Source organism: Streptomyces sp. NPDC060184, assembly GCF_042728795.1.
Taxonomy (GTDB): Bacteria; Actinomycetota; Actinomycetes; order Streptomycetales; family Streptomycetaceae; genus Streptomyces.
Genome location: NZ_JBHWYX010000018.1, coordinates 1 through 14,774 on the forward strand (window position 1 = coordinate 1; position 14,774 = coordinate 14,774).

The 14,774-nt window shown below is 72.5% G+C and carries 15 protein-coding genes; 7 read left to right on the plus strand and 8 right to left on the minus strand.

Going from position 1 to position 14,774, the window contains the following annotated elements; all coding sequences use genetic code 11:
* The 4 genes from ACFWEE_RS14315 to ACFWEE_RS14330 all read left to right on the plus strand — a co-directional run.
* Window positions 1–858 (plus strand): GTP-binding protein (locus ACFWEE_RS14315; protein ID WP_386889049.1); only part of this gene is annotated, 858 nt, incomplete at its 5' end.
* Between the two features lie 4 nt (window positions 859–862).
* A complete protein-coding gene (locus ACFWEE_RS14320; RefSeq protein WP_386889051.1) occupies window positions 863–1,594 on the plus strand; it encodes an ABC transporter ATP-binding protein in 732 nt (243 codons plus the stop codon).
* Window positions 1,578–2,495 carry an ABC transporter permease gene (locus tag ACFWEE_RS14325; protein WP_386889053.1) on the plus strand — a complete coding sequence of 306 codons (918 nt, stop codon included), beginning with the start codon at window positions 1,578–1,580 and terminating at the stop codon, window positions 2,493–2,495. The genes ACFWEE_RS14320 and ACFWEE_RS14325 overlap by 17 nt, the downstream gene beginning before the upstream one ends.
* Before the next feature lie 50 nt (window positions 2,496–2,545).
* On the plus strand, window positions 2,546–4,090 hold the full coding sequence (locus tag ACFWEE_RS14330) for a glycosyltransferase family 2 protein (RefSeq protein WP_386889055.1): 1,545 nt from the start codon (window positions 2,546–2,548) through the stop codon (window positions 4,088–4,090).
* Window positions 4,091–4,244: 154 nt separating this feature from the next.
* Here ACFWEE_RS14330 and rlmB read toward each other — a convergent pair whose 3' ends face one another.
* The 6 genes from rlmB to ACFWEE_RS14360 form a co-directional block, all read right to left on the minus strand.
* Window positions 4,245–5,201 (minus strand): 23S rRNA (guanosine(2251)-2'-O)-methyltransferase RlmB, encoded by a 957-nt coding sequence (gene rlmB, locus ACFWEE_RS14335; protein ID WP_386889057.1) that lies wholly within the window; start codon window positions 5,199–5,201, stop codon window positions 4,245–4,247.
* Between the two features lie 107 nt (window positions 5,202–5,308).
* Window positions 5,309–6,709, minus strand: a complete 1,401-nt coding sequence (gene cysS / locus ACFWEE_RS14340) for a cysteine--tRNA ligase (protein ID WP_386889059.1) — start codon at window positions 6,707–6,709, stop codon at window positions 5,309–5,311.
* 252 nt (window positions 6,710–6,961) lie between these two features.
* Window positions 6,962–7,366, minus strand: a complete 405-nt coding sequence (locus tag ACFWEE_RS14345; RefSeq protein WP_386889061.1) for a PPOX class F420-dependent oxidoreductase — start codon at window positions 7,364–7,366, stop codon at window positions 6,962–6,964.
* 181 nt (window positions 7,367–7,547) lie between these two features.
* A complete protein-coding gene (gene ispF, locus ACFWEE_RS14350) occupies window positions 7,548–8,045 on the minus strand; it encodes a 2-C-methyl-D-erythritol 2,4-cyclodiphosphate synthase (protein WP_386889062.1) in 498 nt (165 codons plus the stop codon).
* The gene (gene ispD / locus ACFWEE_RS14355; protein WP_386889063.1) at window positions 8,035–8,862 is read right to left on the minus strand and encodes a 2-C-methyl-D-erythritol 4-phosphate cytidylyltransferase; all 828 of its coding nucleotides are present in this window, start codon (window positions 8,860–8,862) and stop codon (window positions 8,035–8,037) included. The genes ispF and ispD overlap by 11 nt, the downstream gene beginning before the upstream one ends.
* A gap of 665 nt (window positions 8,863–9,527) precedes the next feature.
* Window positions 9,528–10,010 (minus strand): CarD family transcriptional regulator, encoded by a 483-nt coding sequence (locus ACFWEE_RS14360; protein WP_003953493.1) that lies wholly within the window; start codon window positions 10,008–10,010, stop codon window positions 9,528–9,530.
* Window positions 10,011–10,703: 693 nt separating this feature from the next.
* Here ACFWEE_RS14360 and ACFWEE_RS14365 point away from each other — a divergent pair.
* Window positions 10,704–11,342 carry a DUF461 domain-containing protein gene (locus ACFWEE_RS14365; RefSeq protein ID WP_386889065.1) on the plus strand — a complete coding sequence of 213 codons (639 nt, stop codon included), beginning with the start codon at window positions 10,704–10,706 and terminating at the stop codon, window positions 11,340–11,342.
* A 111-nt stretch (window positions 11,343–11,453) separates the two neighbouring features.
* On the opposite strand, the gene ACFWEE_RS14370 is transcribed toward ACFWEE_RS14365, so the two are convergent.
* Entirely contained in the window at window positions 11,454–12,134 is a 681-nt protein-coding gene (locus ACFWEE_RS14370; RefSeq protein ID WP_275493488.1) for a response regulator transcription factor, read from the minus strand.
* A complete protein-coding gene (locus ACFWEE_RS14375) occupies window positions 12,131–13,393 on the minus strand; it encodes a sensor histidine kinase (protein ID WP_386889066.1) in 1,263 nt (420 codons plus the stop codon). Before ACFWEE_RS14375 ends, ACFWEE_RS14370 begins: the two co-directional genes overlap by 4 nt.
* 196 nt (window positions 13,394–13,589) lie before the next feature.
* Between ACFWEE_RS14375 and phoU the strand changes: the two genes are divergently transcribed.
* On the plus strand, window positions 13,590–14,267 hold the full coding sequence (gene phoU / locus ACFWEE_RS14380; protein WP_386889067.1) for a phosphate signaling complex protein PhoU: 678 nt from the start codon (window positions 13,590–13,592) through the stop codon (window positions 14,265–14,267).
* A 255-nt stretch (window positions 14,268–14,522) separates the two neighbouring features.
* Window positions 14,523–14,672 carry a hypothetical protein gene (locus ACFWEE_RS14385; RefSeq protein ID WP_266705998.1) on the plus strand — a complete coding sequence of 50 codons (150 nt, stop codon included), beginning with the start codon at window positions 14,523–14,525 and terminating at the stop codon, window positions 14,670–14,672.
* Window positions 14,673–14,774 lie beyond the last annotated feature (102 nt).

The following is a 14,774-nucleotide window of genomic DNA, read 5'->3' on the forward strand; positions in this document are numbered from 1 at the left end:
AACGGCGTCGTCGAACAGACCCGCCGCCACGCCGCCGTCGCCGCCCTCCTGCGCGTCCCCCACGTCGTCCTCGCCGTCAACAAGATGGACCTCGTCGACTGGTCGGAGAAGGAGTTCCTGCGGATCACCGAGGACTTCGCCCGGTACGCCGCCGAACTCGACCACCCGATCGGCGCGTTCACCGCGATACCGGTCTCCGCGCTGACCGGCGACAACGTCGTGGACCGCTCCGCGCACATGGACTGGTACACGGGCCCCACGCTCCTCGACCACCTGGAGACCGTCCGCACCGACGACGCGGAGGCGGACCGCCCGGCCCGGCTCCCCGTGCAGTACGTCATCCGGCACGGCGACGACCGTTTCTACGCGGGCCAGTTGGCCACCGGGGAGCTGCGCACCGGGGACGCGGTGGTGGTGCTCCCCTCCGGGGTCACCTCCACGGTCACCGCCGTCGAACGGCTCGGCGAGCCCGTCGACGCCGCGTACGCCCTGGACTCGGTCTCCGTACGCCTCGCCGACGACCTCGACATCGGCCGGGGCGACCTCATCGCCCCGCCGGCCGAGGCGCCCGCGCTCACCCGGAGCATCGACGCGGACGTCTGCCATCTGCACGACCGGCCACTGCGCGTGGGCGACCGGGTACTGCTCAGGCACACCACCCGCACGGTCAAGGCGATCGTCCAAGACCTGCCCGGACGGCCCGACTCCATCCTCACCGGCAACGAGCTGGGCCGGATACGCCTCCGCACGGCCGAACCGCTCGCGGCGGACGCCTACGCCGCCTCCCGCCGCACGGGCTCCTTCCTCCTCATCGATCCCGCTGACGGCGCCACGCTGACCGCGGGCATGGTCCGGTGATCGCGTGCCCACCCCGGGCCGCGCCCCGGCCCTCGCCCTGAGACAGGTCACGCACACCTACCGGCCCGGCGGTCCGCCGGTGCTCGACCGGATCGATCTCACCGTCGAGCAGGGCGAGTTCCTCTGCGTGCTGGGTGCGTCCGGCTCCGGCAAGTCCACCCTGCTGGGCCTCTTCGGCGGGCTGGAGCACCCCTCCTCGGGCACGGTGTCGCTGCCCTCGCCGCGCCCCGCGCTGATGTTCCAGGAGCACGCGCTCTTCCCCTGGCTCACCGCCGGCGGCAACGTCGAACTCGCCCTGCGCTTCGGGGGATCGCCGAAGGACGAGCGCGAGGCGCAGGCCCGGCGGCTGCTCGCCCTGGTGCGGCTCCCGGACGCGTACGACCGGCCCGTGCACGAGCTCTCCGGCGGCATGCGGCAGCGCGTCGCGCTGGCCCGCGCGCTCGCGCAGGGCAGCCGGGTCCTCCTGATGGACGAACCCTTCGCCGCGCTCGACGCGATCACCCGCGAGGTGCTCCACGAGGTCCTGCTGGACGTGCACGAGGCACGTGGGCTGACCGTCGTGTTCGTCACCCACCAGGTGTCCGAGGCCGTCCGGCTCGGCACCCGCATCGTGCTGCTCTCCTCGCGCCCCGGCCGGATCGCGCACAGCTGGCGGGCCGGTGAGCCCGGGGCCGACAGCGCGGCCATCACCGCCCGGCTGCGCGAGGAGGTCCGGCGCCATGCCTCCGTCCACTGACCAGAAGGAGCGGACGGACCGGCGGGAGCGGGCCGCCGGGACCGCCGCGCTCACCGACGGCCTGGACCGGCTGGAGGCCGCCCCGGCGGACCGCCCGGCCCCCGGCGGCCCCGCCCGGCGGTACGCCGCCCGCCTCCGCACCACGGTGACCGCCCCGGCCCTCTCCGCCCTCGCCCTGCTGCTGCTCTGGCAGGGCGCGTACGGGCTCGGCCTCTCCGCCACCCTCCCGTCCCCCGCCGCCGTCGCCACGTCCCTGGGCGACGCGCGGCGGGACGGCACCCTGTGGCCGGCGCTCGGCCACAGCCTGCTCCGTACGGTGGCGGGGTTCGCGGTCTCCGTGGTGCTCGGCACCCTCCTCGGGCTGCTGATCCACCGGGTGCGCACCGCCCGCGCGGCGCTCGCGCCGGTCCTCTCGGCGCTCCAGTCGCTCCCGGCCGCCGGTCTCGTACCGCTCGGGGTCATCGTCTTCGGCGAGTCCGAGAAGGCGGTGTACGCGGTGGTGCTGCTCGGGGCCGTACCGTCCGTGGCGCTCGGTGTGGCCGGGGCGCTCGGGCAGATCCCACCGCTGCTGCTGCGGGCCGGGCGCTCGCTGGGCGCCACCGGGCCAGCCCTCGTCCGGCACATCCTGCTGCCGGCCGCGCTGCCGGGTCTGGTCGCCGCGCTGCGGCAGGGCTGGACCTTCGGCTGGCGGGCGCTGATGACGGCGGAGCTGATCACCGCGACCCCGCTGCCCGGGGTCGGCCGGCTCCTCGACTCCGGCAAGGAGAACGACGACACCGCGCTCGTGCTCGCCGCCGTCCTCCTCGTGCTCGCCGTCGGCATCGTCATGGAGTCCGCCCTCTTCACCCCGGTGGAACGCCGGGTGCTGCGCGCCCGCGGCCTGCTCCCCGCCCCGTCCTGATCCTCCGACTCCCCTCCCGTGTACCTCCGCACGCCCCGAAAGGCACACCCATGAGCCCGGCCTCCTCCCCTCCGCCGAAGGTCAGCGTCGTCGTCCCCGTGTACAACCCGGGCCCGCACATGGACGAGCTGATCGACTCGCTGCTGCGCCAGACGATGGCCCCGGGCGAGTTCGAGGTGATCTTCGTGGACGACGGCTCGACCGACGGCACCGGAGCGCGGCTCGACCGGCTCGCGGCGGAGCACCCGCACTTCGACGTGGTCCACATACCCAACTCGGGCTGGCCCTCGCGCCCCCGCAACCTGGGCATCGAACGCGCCCGGGGGACGTACGTCCAATTCGCCGACAACGACGACTGGTTCGGCACCGAGGCCCTGCAACGGCTGTACGCCTACGCCGAGGAGAACGGCTCGGACATCGTGGTGGGCCGGATGGCGGGCCGGGGCCGGGGCGTCCCGCGCGAGCTGTTCCGCACGAACCTCCCCGACGCCCGGCCGGAGAAGAGCGCGCTCGTCGACAGCCTCACCCCGCACAAGATGTTCCGCCGGTCCTTCCTGCTGGCCCACGGGCTGCGCTTCCCCGAGGGCAGACGGCGGCTGGAGGACCACGTCTTCGTGATGGCCGCCTACTTCGCGGCCCGGCGGATCTCGGTCCTCTCCGACTACGTCTGCTACTACCACGTGGCCCGCCCCGACCACTCCAACGCGGGGTTCCGTACCTTCGACCCCGCCGGGTACTTCGGCAACCTCCGCGAGGCGCTCGACATCGTCGACGCCAACACCGGGCCGGGCGCCGTCCGCGACCGGCTGCACCGGCGGTGGCTCCGGGTCGAGACGGTGGAGCGGCTCAGCGGGAAGCGGTTCCTGGACGCCCCCGAACAGTGGCGCGCCGACTTCTTCCGCGAGGCCCGGGCCCTGGTCGCCGAGCGGTTCGCCCCCGGGGTCGCCGCGGGGCTGCCCGCCCGCCAGCGCGCGGCGGCCGAACTCCTCGTCCAGGACCGGATCGACGCCGTGCGCGAACTCGCCCGGTGGGAGTCGGCGGTACGCGCCAGGGCCACCGCCTCCGCCCCCTCCGCGGAGGAGATCACCGCCACCGGCGAACTGCTCTCCGGCGGCGCCCCGCTCACCTTCACCCACCGCGCGGACGGGGCCGACGCGCTGGCCGTGCCCGTCCCCGGCATCCCGGCCGAGGCGCTGGACGTCACCAAGGCGCTCAGGAAAGCGAAAATGGACGTGCTGGCCCGCCGCAGGGGCGGCGCGGAGGAGTTCTTCGTCCCCTCGAAGACCAGCGTCACCCGGGTCCCGGAGCCGGGCACCCCCGGCGGCTTCCGGACCGTCCACACCACCGTCGCCCGCCTCGCCCCCGACACTCTCAACTCGGGCCGCAACGCCGGTACCTGGGACCTCAAGGTGCGCATCAGCAGCTGCGGCTGGCAGCGCGACGCCCCGCTGCCGCTCAGCCTCCGCATCGCCACGGACGGCGCCCCGCCCGTGCTGGTCGCTCCGCCCGCCCGTCCCGCCGCGGTGCTCCGCCTGAAGCGGGCCGCCCGGCGCCGGGCGGCGGCCCTGCTGGCCCGGCTGCGCGCCCTGGTCTGAGGCGAGCGGCGCGCGAGCGTACGAGGAGGTGCGCGAGCATACGACGAACGGCCCCAGGAGATCCTGGGGCCGTTCGTCGTACGGACCGACCCGGGCGCGTGGTACCGGGCCGGTGGTCGGGGGTGAGCGAGCGGGACGAACCGCTCAAGGGTGCTTACGCGCGGCGGCGGGCCACCTCGTAGAGCACGATGCCGGCCGCGACACCGGCGTTCAGCGACTCGGCGCCACCCGGCATCGAGATGCGGACGCGGTAGTCGCAGGTCTCGCCCACGAGACGGCCGAGGCCCTTGCCCTCGCTGCCGATCACGATGACGACCGGGCCGGACAGCTGTTCCAGGTCCTCGACCGTGTGCTCGCCGTCGGCGGCCAGACCGACGACCGTGAGGCCCGCCTTCTGGTAGCCCTCCAGCGCGCGGGTCAGGTTGGTGACCCGGGAGACCGGGGTGCGCGCGGCCGTACCGGCCGACGACTTCCAGGCGCCCGCCGTCATACCGGCGGCGCGCCGCTCGGGGACGACCACACCGTGGCCGCCGAACGCCGAGACGGACCGGACGATCGCGCCCAGGTTGCGCGGGTCGGTGACCCCGTCGAGCGCCACGATCAGCGGGTCCTCGCCGTTGTCGTACGCGGCGGCCGTCAGGTCCTCCGGGTGCGCGTACTCGTACGGCGGGACCTGGAGGACGAGGCCCTGGTGGTTCAGGCCGTTCGTCATCCGGTCCAGCTCGGGGCGCGGGGCCTCCATGAGGTTGATGTTGCCCCGGTCGGCGGCGAGCTTGAGCGCGTCGCGGACCCGCTCGTCGTTGTCGATGAACTGCTGGACGTAGAGCGTCACCGCGGGGACGCCGTCGCGCAGCGCCTCGAAGACCGGGTTGCGGCCGACGACCATCTCCGAGGTGCCCTTGACGCCGCCGCGCCGCGGAGCGGGGCGGCGGGCCGCGGCCTGCTTGGCCTGGGCGTTGGCGATGCGGTTCTTCTTGTGTCCCTTCCGGGCGGAGGCGGGCGGCGTCGGGCCCTTGCCTTCGAGGCCACGGCGTCGCTGCCCACCGCTGCCGACCTGCGCGCCCTTCTTGTTGGACGTGCGGCGGTTCCTGCGCTGGCTGTTCCCGGCCATGACCTACCTGTTTCGTTGCTTCAGAAATGCTTCTACAAGTGAAAGTGTGCCGCCCGGACGGCCGGGCGGCACATTCGCGCCTCTGGACGCGGTGCGAGGAGCGGTGCTCAGCGCGGTCCCAGCGACCACCGGGGACCGCTCACGCTGTCCTCGATGACCAGCCCGGACTGGTTCAGCTGGTCGCGGATCGCGTCCGCGGCGGCCCAGTCCTTGCGCTCACGGGCCCCCTGGCGCTGGTCCAGCACGAGCCGGACGAGCGTGTCGACGACCCCGTGCAGGTCCTCGCCCCGGTCGCTCTCGCCCGCCCAGTGCGGGTCGAGCGGGTCCAGGCCGAGGACGCCGAGCATGGCCCGGACCTCGGCGAGGCGGGCGACCGCCTCTTCCTTGTCGTCGGCGGCGAGCGCCGAGTTGCCCTGGCGGACGGTGGTGTGGACGATCGCGAGCGCCTGCGGGACGCTCAGGTCGTCGTCCATCGCCTCGGCGAAGGCCGGCGGCACCTCGGGGGCGGGCTCGACCGTCTTGCCCGTCTTCTCGGTGACCCGCTGCGCGAAGCCCTCGATCCGCGCGAACGCGGACTCCGCCTCGCGCAGGGACGCCTCGCTGTACTCGATCATCGAGCGGTAGTGCGCGGCGCCGAGGTAGTAGCGGAGCACGATCGGCCGCCACGCCTTGACCATCTCGCTGACCAGCACGGAGTTGCCCAGCGACTTCGACATCTTCTCGCCGGCCATGGTGACCCAGCCGTTGTGCACCCAGTACTTCGCGAAGGTGTCGCCGTACGCCTTGGACTGGGCGATCTCGTTCTCGTGGTGCGGGAAGATCAGGTCGATGCCGCCGCCGTGGATGTCGAACTCGGTACCGAGGTACTTGTGCGCCATCGCGGAGCACTCCAGGTGCCAGCCAGGACGGCCGCGGCCCCACGGGGTCTCCCAGCTCGGCTCGCCCGGCTTCGCCGACTTCCACATGGCGAAGTCGCGCTGGTCGCGCTTGCCGGTCTCGCCCTCGCCGGACGGCTGGCGCAGGTCGTCGAGGTTCTGGTTGGAGAGCTCCAGGTACCCGGGGAACGAGCGCACGTCGAAGTAGACGTTGCCGTCCGCCTCGTAGGCATGGCCGCGCTCGATGAGGCCGCGCATCATCTCGATCATCTCGGTGATGTGACCGGTGGCGCGGGGCTCGTAGGTGGGCGGCAGGCAGCCGAGCGCGTCGTAACCGTCGTTGAACGCGCGCTCGTTCTCGTACCCGATCGACCACCAGGGGCGGCCCTGCTCCTCGGACTTCCGGATGATCTTGTCGTCGATGTCCGTGACGTTCCGGACGAACGTCACGTCGTAGCCGCGGTACGCGAACCAGCGGCGCATGATGTCGAAGTTCAGGCCGGAACGGATGTGCCCGATGTGCGGTGCGGCCTGGACGGTAGCGCCGCAGAGGTAGATCGAGACACAGCCCGCGGTGAGCGGGACGAAGTCACGGATCTGCCGGGCGCTGGTGTCGTACAGGCGAATAGTCACGCCACCAGGGTAGTAGGCCGACACCAGTGCCCCGCGACCTCTGCGCAGTCGCGGGGTAACTTTTCTGCTATACGGCCCCCGGGAGGGCACTGCGGCGGCGCCGTTACGGGACACGGGGTGCAGGTGGGGCGCGTGGGACGGGTGGGGCGAAGCCGCCCGCCCGCGCGGAAAAGACTTTCCGGCACGGGCGGAGGCATCACCGCCGGACCGCCCGCACGACCCGCCCTGCGGATCGCCGCGCGGCCCGGCCCGTCAGATGCGGCCGACCACCTTGCGCGGGGTGATCCGCACGACCACCCGCTCGCCGTCGTTCACCGAGTCCGGGTTGAAGTCCGCGTACCCCTTGCCGGTGTACTTCCGCGACAGCTGGTCGATCAGCTCCTGGCCACCCTCGGTGGACAGGGTCGCCTCGCCGCGGATCTCGGCGTACGAGTACGGCGCGTCGAACGGCTGGAGCAGCACGGTCACCCGGGGGTCGCGGCGCAGGTTCTTCTCCTTGCGGCGGCCGACCGTGGTGGAGATCAGCACGTCGTCCCCGTCCCGCGCCACCCACACGGGTGACACCTGCGGGCTGCCGTCCGGCTGGATGGTCGCGACATTGACGAAGACGGGCGTGTCCAGCAGGTTCTTGAGCTCATCGGAAAGTGCGGCGGTCATGACCTACATCCTCCTGCGCGGGGCGGTGACGGAATGTGACGGTACGTGATCTGCGTCTCCTACCCCGTAACCACGCGGCTGCTCCGTTCCTTCCCGGACCGCCCCCACCGGAAGGGTGAAAAAAGGCCGGGCCGGGTGCGGGCCGCCGGGCCCGCAGCCGTGCGGCGGGCCCGGCGGGCCTTCAGGGGGCGCGGTACACGAGCGCGGTGGCGATCCCCGCGATGCCCTCGCCCCGGCCGGTGAAGCCGAGGCCGTCCGAGGTGGCGGCGGAGAGCGAGACCGGGGCGCCGACGACGTCCGACAGGACCCGCTGGGCCTCCTCGCGCCGCTTGCCGATCTTCGGCCGCACGCCGACGACCTGGACGGCGACGTTGCCGATCCCGAAGCCGGCCGCCCGCACGATCCGGGCCGCCTCGGCCAGCAGCGTCACGCCCGAGGCACCGGACCACTCCGGGCGGCCGGTGCCGAAGTGCTGCCCCAGGTCACCGAGGCCCGCGGCGGAGAAGAGGGCGTTGCAGGCGGCGTGCGCGACGACGTCCGCGTCGGAGTGCCCGGCCAGGCCGGGGCCCTCGCCCTCCCACTTCAGGCCCGCGCACCAGAGCTCGCGGCCCTCCTCGAAGGCGTGGATGTCGGTGCCGATCCCGACGAGCGGGATCACGGGACGGGGTTCAGAAGCCATCGTTCGCCCTCCGGCGTGCGAGTACCGCCTCGGCCAGCACGAGATCGAGCGGCCGGGTCACCTTGAACGCCTCTTCGTGGCCGGGCACCACGACGACGGGCTCGCCGAGACGTTCCACCATGCCCGCGTCGTCGGTGGCGCCCTCGCCGCCGAACACCACGGTCGCGTGCGCCCGCACCAGGGTGTCCCGGTCGAAGCCCTGCGGGGTCTGCACCGCCCGCAGCGCGGCCCGCACGGGGGTGGAGAGCACCGGTTCCGGTCCGCCCGGGGCCGCCGGGGGCCCGACCTCCTTGACGGTGTCGGCGAGCGGCACGGCGGGCACCACGGCCGGGGCGCCGCCGCGTACCGCCTCGACGACCGCGTCCACCGTGTCGACCGGCACCAGCGGGCGGGCGGCGTCGTGCACCAGGACCGTGGCCACGTCCCGGGGCAGCGCCTCCAGGCCGAGGCGGACGGACTCCTGGCGGGTCTCGCCGCCGGGCACCACCACGTAGTCGGTGCGCTCGGGCAGGGCGTGCGTGTCGAGGAGGTTCTTCACCTCGGCGGCGCCGTCCGGCGGGGCGACCACCACGACGAGCGAGACGGCGCGCGAGGCGGCCATCGCCCGCACGGCGTGGACCAGCATGGGCGTGCCGCTCAGGGTGCGCAGCGCCTTGGGCGCGCCGGGGCCGAGCCGGACCCCCCGGCCGGCCGCCGGGATGACGGCGGCGGTACGGGGCGTCCTGGCCGGACCGCCGGTCGTGGCGGGTTCGGCGGGCGCCGGGGCGCCCGACGGGCCCGGCAGCCCGCCGGGCGGCGACATGTCGGGCGGTGACATGGGTGACATCGGTTGTACTCCGAAGCTTCGGCAGGTTTGTTGCCACGGCCGACGTGGGTAGGGCCCCAAGCGAGCCGCCGTACAACGGCCCGCCTCGGTCCGGACCCCTTCCGTGACCCGGTCGAGCGAGTCGTGGCGGCGGCGCGGGGCGGCCGGTGCGTTGACCGGCCGAGGGGGACGCTAGCCGCACACGGGCTGTCGCGTAATCCGCGGCAGTCGCCGGGGAGCACGGGACGCCCCGGGGCCGGCGCGACCACCACCTGGTATCCGGCCGAATTCAGCCGCATCCGGGTGGCCGAAAAAGAATCTTGAAAAGTGCCGGGTGCCCAGGTGTCCGGCCCCCCGCATGCGGTGAATCCGGTGCGGTGGGTTCCGCCGCATCGGAAACCCGCCGCACCGGGACCGGAAGTCGGCGGGGCGAAGTCGGCGGGGCGAAGTCGGCGGGGCGAAGTCGGCGGGGCCGGGGCACGAAGGGCGTACGGCGTGCGGAGCGAGCGACCCGCGCCCGCGAACAGGACCCGAACACGAACGCGCCCAGAACATGAACGGGCCCGGAACGCGAACGGGCCCAGAACGCGAACGTGCCGCGGCGCCCGGAGACGTGCCGTTGAAAACGGCAGGTCAGCGGGGACCGCGGCATATTCGTACGACCGGTGCGATCCGGTTCAGGACGCGAGAACCTCGTCGAGCAGGGCTTCGGCCTTGTCCTCGTTCGTGTTTTCCGCGAGAGCGAGCTCACTCACCAGGATCTGGCGGGCCTTGGCGAGCATGCGCTTTTCTCCGGCGGAGAGTCCGCGCTCGCGCTCACGACGCCACAGGTCGCGCACCACTTCGGCGACCTTGATGACATCGCCAGAGGCGAGCTTCTCCAGATTTGCCTTGTAGCGACGGGACCAGTTCGTCGGCTCTTCGGCATACGGTGCACGCAGCACCTCGAAGACCCGGTCCAGCCCGTCCTGCCCGACCACGTCGCGCACGCCCACGAACTCCGCATTGTCCGCCGGCACACGAACCGTCAAGTCGCCCTGGGCGACCTTGAGCACCAAGTAGGTCTTGTCCACGCCTTTGATCTGGCGAGTTTCGATAGCCTCGATCAGCGCGGCCCCGTGATGGGGATAGACCACGGTGTCGCCAACCTTGAACGTCATGTGACAGGTACCCCTTCCGTGGCTATCCAGGGTAACACGAGAACCGCTACTCCTGAATGGCGTTTTCGCAGGTCAGGGCATATCTCGGGGCTTGACAACAGCATCCGGAACGTGCTGCGCGGGGCTTCACGGAGAGGGTATTCGCAGGTCGGAGCCGTTGTACGACCGGCCGGAAACGCGCCGTTCCCGCACCCGGGAAGCCTGTCCGAACGGGTTAAAGATCCCGTTTTGCCGGATTCGTGAAGCCGCAGTTTCTTCCATGCGTTCGGAGATCGATCACACGATCGACGGAAGTTTCGTGGCCCATTGAAATTGATCAAGCCACTCCTGACAACCGTCCGCGCGCTTTTCCGCCGACGAATGCGCCACCGCCGGGAAAATTGATCATTCGCGTTTTGTGAACGGCGGATGTCGGGCGGTGACCGGCGGGCCGGGGCGGCGCGGCGCAGGGGCCGTCCGGGCGCGCCTCCGGTCCGGGAGGCGGGCGGGCCGCCCCGGTCCCGGCGAAGTGCCGCGGCGCAAAGGGGCGGGTCGGGTGCGAGGCGTGAGCGGCGGCTCGGTAGCCTAAGGCCGCTGACACACCCTTAGGGCGGCTTTACGTCACTCGGTCCCGCCGCCCTGCGCGGTCGTGCAGTGCACCTGCGCACCACGTCCGTAGTCCGCAGTCCGAACGTTCAAGGAGTTGCCGCCGCCGTGAGCCGCAGCCTTCGACACGGCGCCCTCGCCGCCACTGCCCTCGTGATCTCCATCGCCTCGCTGTCCGCGTGCGCCGCGGGCAACGACGCAGCAACGCTCCAGGTCAGGCCGGACAATGCCGCCACCTCGGTCGGCGACATCAAGGTCCAGAACGTCAACGTCGTCACGCAGCCCGAGCACAACGCCGAGGGCCCCGCCGTGATCACCGGCGCCCTCTTCAACCAGGGCACCGAGGACGAGACGCTGGAGGCCATCACGCTGCCCCGGTCCGGCACCGAGGTGAAGCTGCACGCCGCCAAGGGCGACGGGCCGCTCGTCGTCCCGGCCGGCGGCAAGGTCGTCCTCGGCGGCGAGGGCAATGCCTCCGCCGTCATCGAGAACGGCCGCCAGGCCACCCAGAACGGCAACGTCGAGCAGGTCGTCTTCCGCCTCAGCGACAGCGGCGACATCGCGCTGGGCGCCACCGTCGTGCCCTCCGTCTCCTACTTCGAGGGCTTCGGGCCGAGCGCCCTGCCGACCTCCGCCGCGAGCCCGGACGCCTCGGCCTCCCCCGACGCCTCCGCGTCGCCGGACGCCACGGCGAGCGCCGACGCCTCCGCGACCCCGACGGACGGCGGGTCCCCGGCCGCCGAGTGAGGCCGGACCGGCCTCGTCGCCGAGCGCCGGCCGCGTACACGAGTGAAGGGCGCCTTCCCCTCGGGGGAGGCGCCCTTCACTCATCCGTGTGCCCGGTGGCCGGCCACCGGTTTACGGCTCGAACTTGTAGCCCAGGCCGCGGACCGTCACCAGGTAGCGCGGCGCACCCGGGTCGGGCTCGATCTTGGCGCGCAGCCGCTTCACGTGCACGTCGAGGGTCTTGGTGTCGCCCACGTAGTCGGCGCCCCAGACCCGGTCGATGAGCTGCATGCGGGTCAGCACGCGGCCCGCGTTGCGCAGCAGCATCTCCAGCAGGTCGAACTCCTTCAGCGGGAGGTCCACCTTGCCGCCGGAGACGGTGACCACGTGGCGGTCGACGTCCATCCGGACCGGACCGGCCTCCAGGGCCGCCGGCGTGATCTCCTCCGGCTCGCCGCGGCGGCGCAGCACCGCGCGGATGCGGGCCACCAGCTCGCGCGAGGAGAACGGCTTGGTGACGTAGTCGTCGGCTCCTATCTCCAGACCGACCACCTTGTCGATCTCGCTGTCCTTGGCGGTGACCATGATCACCGGGACGTTGGAGCGGTTGCGCAGCTGGCGGCAGACCTCGGTACCGGGCAGGCCCGGCAGCATCAGGTCGAGCAGGACGAGGTCGGCGCCGTTGCGGTCGAACTCGTCGAGACCGTCGGGACCCGTCGCCGCGACGGCGACCTCGAAACCCTCCTTGCGCAGCATGTAGGACAGGACGTCGCTGAAGGATTCCTCATCCTCGACGACAAGCACTCGGGTCACGGAAGGGCCTCCGGGGCGGGAAAGGGTTCAAAAGCAGCGGTGTCGAACGGTCCCTCGTCGTCAGCGTTGACGAAGAGCGGGCCGCCGGTGGTGCGTTCCCGTACGCTGCCCGACTCGGGCAGCCGCAGGGTGAAGGTGGAGCCCTGTCCCTCGGAGCTCCAGACGGTGACCTCCCCGCCGTGCGAGGCGGCCACATGCTTGACGATGGCGAGCCCGAGGCCCGTGCCACCGGTGGCTCGTGAGCGGGCCGGGTCGACGCGGTAGAACCGCTCGAAGACCCGGTCCCGGTCCTTCTCGGAGATGCCGATGCCCTGGTCGGTCACGGAGAGCTCGATCAGGGGCCGGCCCTGTCCGGCGACCCGCCGGACGGCGATGCCGACCCGGGTGCGGGCGGGGCTGTAGTTGACGGCGTTCTCGACCAGGTTGCCGAGGGCCGCCGCGAGCTGTCCGCGGTTGCCCCAGACGGAGAGGTCGCTGGTCCCGCCGGAGGCCATGGTGATCTCCTTCGACAGGGCCGGCTGACGGCAGCGGTCGATGGCCTCGGCGACGAGTTCGTCCACCCGGACGGGCTCGGCGTCCTCCAGCGGGTCGTCGTTCTGGACCCGGGAGAGGTCGATCAGCTCCTGGACGAGGTTGGTCAGCCGGGTGGCCTCGATCTGCATGCGTCCGGCGAAGCGCTCGACGGCCTCCCGGTCGTCGGACGCCTCCAGGACCGCCTCCGACAGCAGGGAGAGAGCGCCGGTCGGCGTCTTCAGCTCGTGGCTGACGTTGGCGACGAAGTCGCGCCGTACCGCCTCGATCCGCCGTGACTCGGTCAGGTCCTCGACCAGCAGCAGCACCAGCCGGGAGCCCAGGGGGGCGACCCGGGCCGAGACGGCGAGCGCGTCGCCCCGGCCCGTACCGCGGCGGGGCAGCTCCAGCTCGACCTGCCGTATCTCGCCGTCCCGGCGGGTGTCCCGGGTCATCTGCAGCATCTGGTCGACGGCCAGCCGGCCGCCGCGGACCAGGCCCAGCGCGTACGCGGCGGAGCTCGCCTTGACGACGCCGTCGCTCTCGTCGAGCACGACGGCGGACGAGCTGAGGACGGAGAGGACGGTGTCCACCCCGGGAGGCAGGGTGGCGCCGGTCTCCGGCCGCACGGAGGCACGGGTCGGCTTCCTCAGATCGCGCTCGCTCCAGCGAAACGCCAGCATCGCGATCACACCGGTGCACAACCCGGCGGTCCCGGCTGCTGCGGCGACCGCCGCGTTCACGTCCATGTCGTCCAGGTTATGCGTCGATGCGCACGCCCTCACAGCCATACGAGTGCCTGCTCGAACACTCGTCGCCCAGAGTTCACCGAGGGTATGGGTCCGGTTCACTTCTGCGGTCGGATTCCGACGCGTTCCGGGCGCACCGTGGGAGCGTGGGGTTCGACCCAGAGACCCCGGCCCCCAGGACTGGAGAGGGACTTCCATGCGCGACGCCTACCACGAGGAACTCGACTCGATCGGCGAGGACCTGGTCGAGATGGCCCGGCTCGTCGGTTCGGCGATCGGACGGGCCACCACGGCCATGCTCGACGCCGACCTCAATCTCGCGGAGACCGTCATCGCCGCGGACCAGAGGGTCGACGACCTCCAGCACGAACTGGAGGCGCGCGCCATCGCCCTCCTCGCCCGGCAGCAGCCGGTCGCGACCGATCTGCGGATCGTCGTCACCTCGCTGCGCATGAGCGCCGACCTGGAGCGCTCGGGCGACCTCGCCCAGCACGTCGCCAAGCTGGCCCGGCTCCGCTTCCCGGACAAGGCCGTCCCGCACGACCTGCACGCCACGATCCTGGAGATGGGGCAGCTGGCGCAGCGGCTGATGGCGAAGGCCGCCGAGGTGATCATCACCAAGGACGTCGACCTCGCCCTCCAGCTGGAGCAGGACGACGACGAGATGGACCTGCTGCACCGCGCGCTCTTCCAGCACCTGATGGACGACCGGTGGAAGCACGGCATCGAGACGGCGGTCGACGTGACCCTGCTCGGCCGCTACTACGAGCGCTTCGCCGACCACGCGGTCTCGGTCGCCAAGCGGGTCGTCTACCTGGTGACGGGCGAGCACGCCGACGAGCTCCAGACCCCGACCTCGGTCGAGGGCGCGTAACCGGCGCGGACGGGCCGGAGCGGGCGGGGCGGGCCGGAGCGGGCGGGGCGGGCCGGCGCACGACGGGGCCGGCGGGCCGTGCGGAGGGGCACGAAATCTCTGCGCGCGTGCGCCGTTGATGCGCCCGCCCGGCTGGGCATGCAATGGACGGGGCCCGGGACCGATCCCGTACGCCCCTGTCGTGCGCACCGGGCGTACGACACCGGCGCGGCGGCTCTCCCGCCCCGGCCGGTGGTACGCGTTGAGGAGGACCTCGTGGCACATGCGGCCGATTCCCCCCTGCCCGACCCCGAGCAGGAGACCCCGACCGAAGTGGTGCGCCTGACCGTGCTCGGCGCCTGCGGCTGCGGCTCCGGCTGCGGCTGCGGCTGCCAGTCCGGTTCGCCCTGTCAGTGCGGCGGCTGACCGGCCCCGATCCGGAGGACGACCACCGGCCGGGGCTTCACGGCGGCCGGGTTCACGGCTGCCGACCGTACGGCGGCCGGGTTCACGCCGTCGTACGGCCGG

Excerpts from the sequence above, each read along its gene's own strand:
- ACFWEE_RS14325 (WP_386889053.1), top strand. The coding sequence starts at position 1,578 with ATGCCTCCGTCCACTGACCAGAAGGAGCGGACGGACCGGCGGGAGCGG.
- ACFWEE_RS14330 (WP_386889055.1), top strand. The coding sequence starts at position 2,546 with ATGAGCCCGGCCTCCTCCCCTCCGCCGAAGGTCAGCGTCGTCGTCCCC.
- rlmB (WP_386889057.1), bottom strand. The coding sequence starts at position 5,201 with ATGGCCGGGAACAGCCAGCGCAGGAACCGCCGCACGTCCAACAAGAAG.
- ACFWEE_RS14345 (WP_386889061.1), bottom strand. The coding sequence starts at position 7,366 with ATGACCGCCGCACTTTCCGATGAGCTCAAGAACCTGCTGGACACGCCC.
- ispF (WP_386889062.1), bottom strand. The coding sequence starts at position 8,045 with ATGGCTTCTGAACCCCGTCCCGTGATCCCGCTCGTCGGGATCGGCACC.
- ispD (WP_386889063.1), bottom strand. The coding sequence starts at position 8,862 with ATGTCACCGCCCGACATGTCGCCGCCCGGCGGGCTGCCGGGCCCGTCG.
- ACFWEE_RS14360 (WP_003953493.1), bottom strand. The coding sequence starts at position 10,010 with ATGACGTTCAAGGTTGGCGACACCGTGGTCTATCCCCATCACGGGGCC.
- ACFWEE_RS14375 (WP_386889066.1), bottom strand. The coding sequence starts at position 13,393 with ATGGACGTGAACGCGGCGGTCGCCGCAGCAGCCGGGACCGCCGGGTTG.
- phoU (WP_386889067.1), top strand. The coding sequence starts at position 13,590 with ATGCGCGACGCCTACCACGAGGAACTCGACTCGATCGGCGAGGACCTG.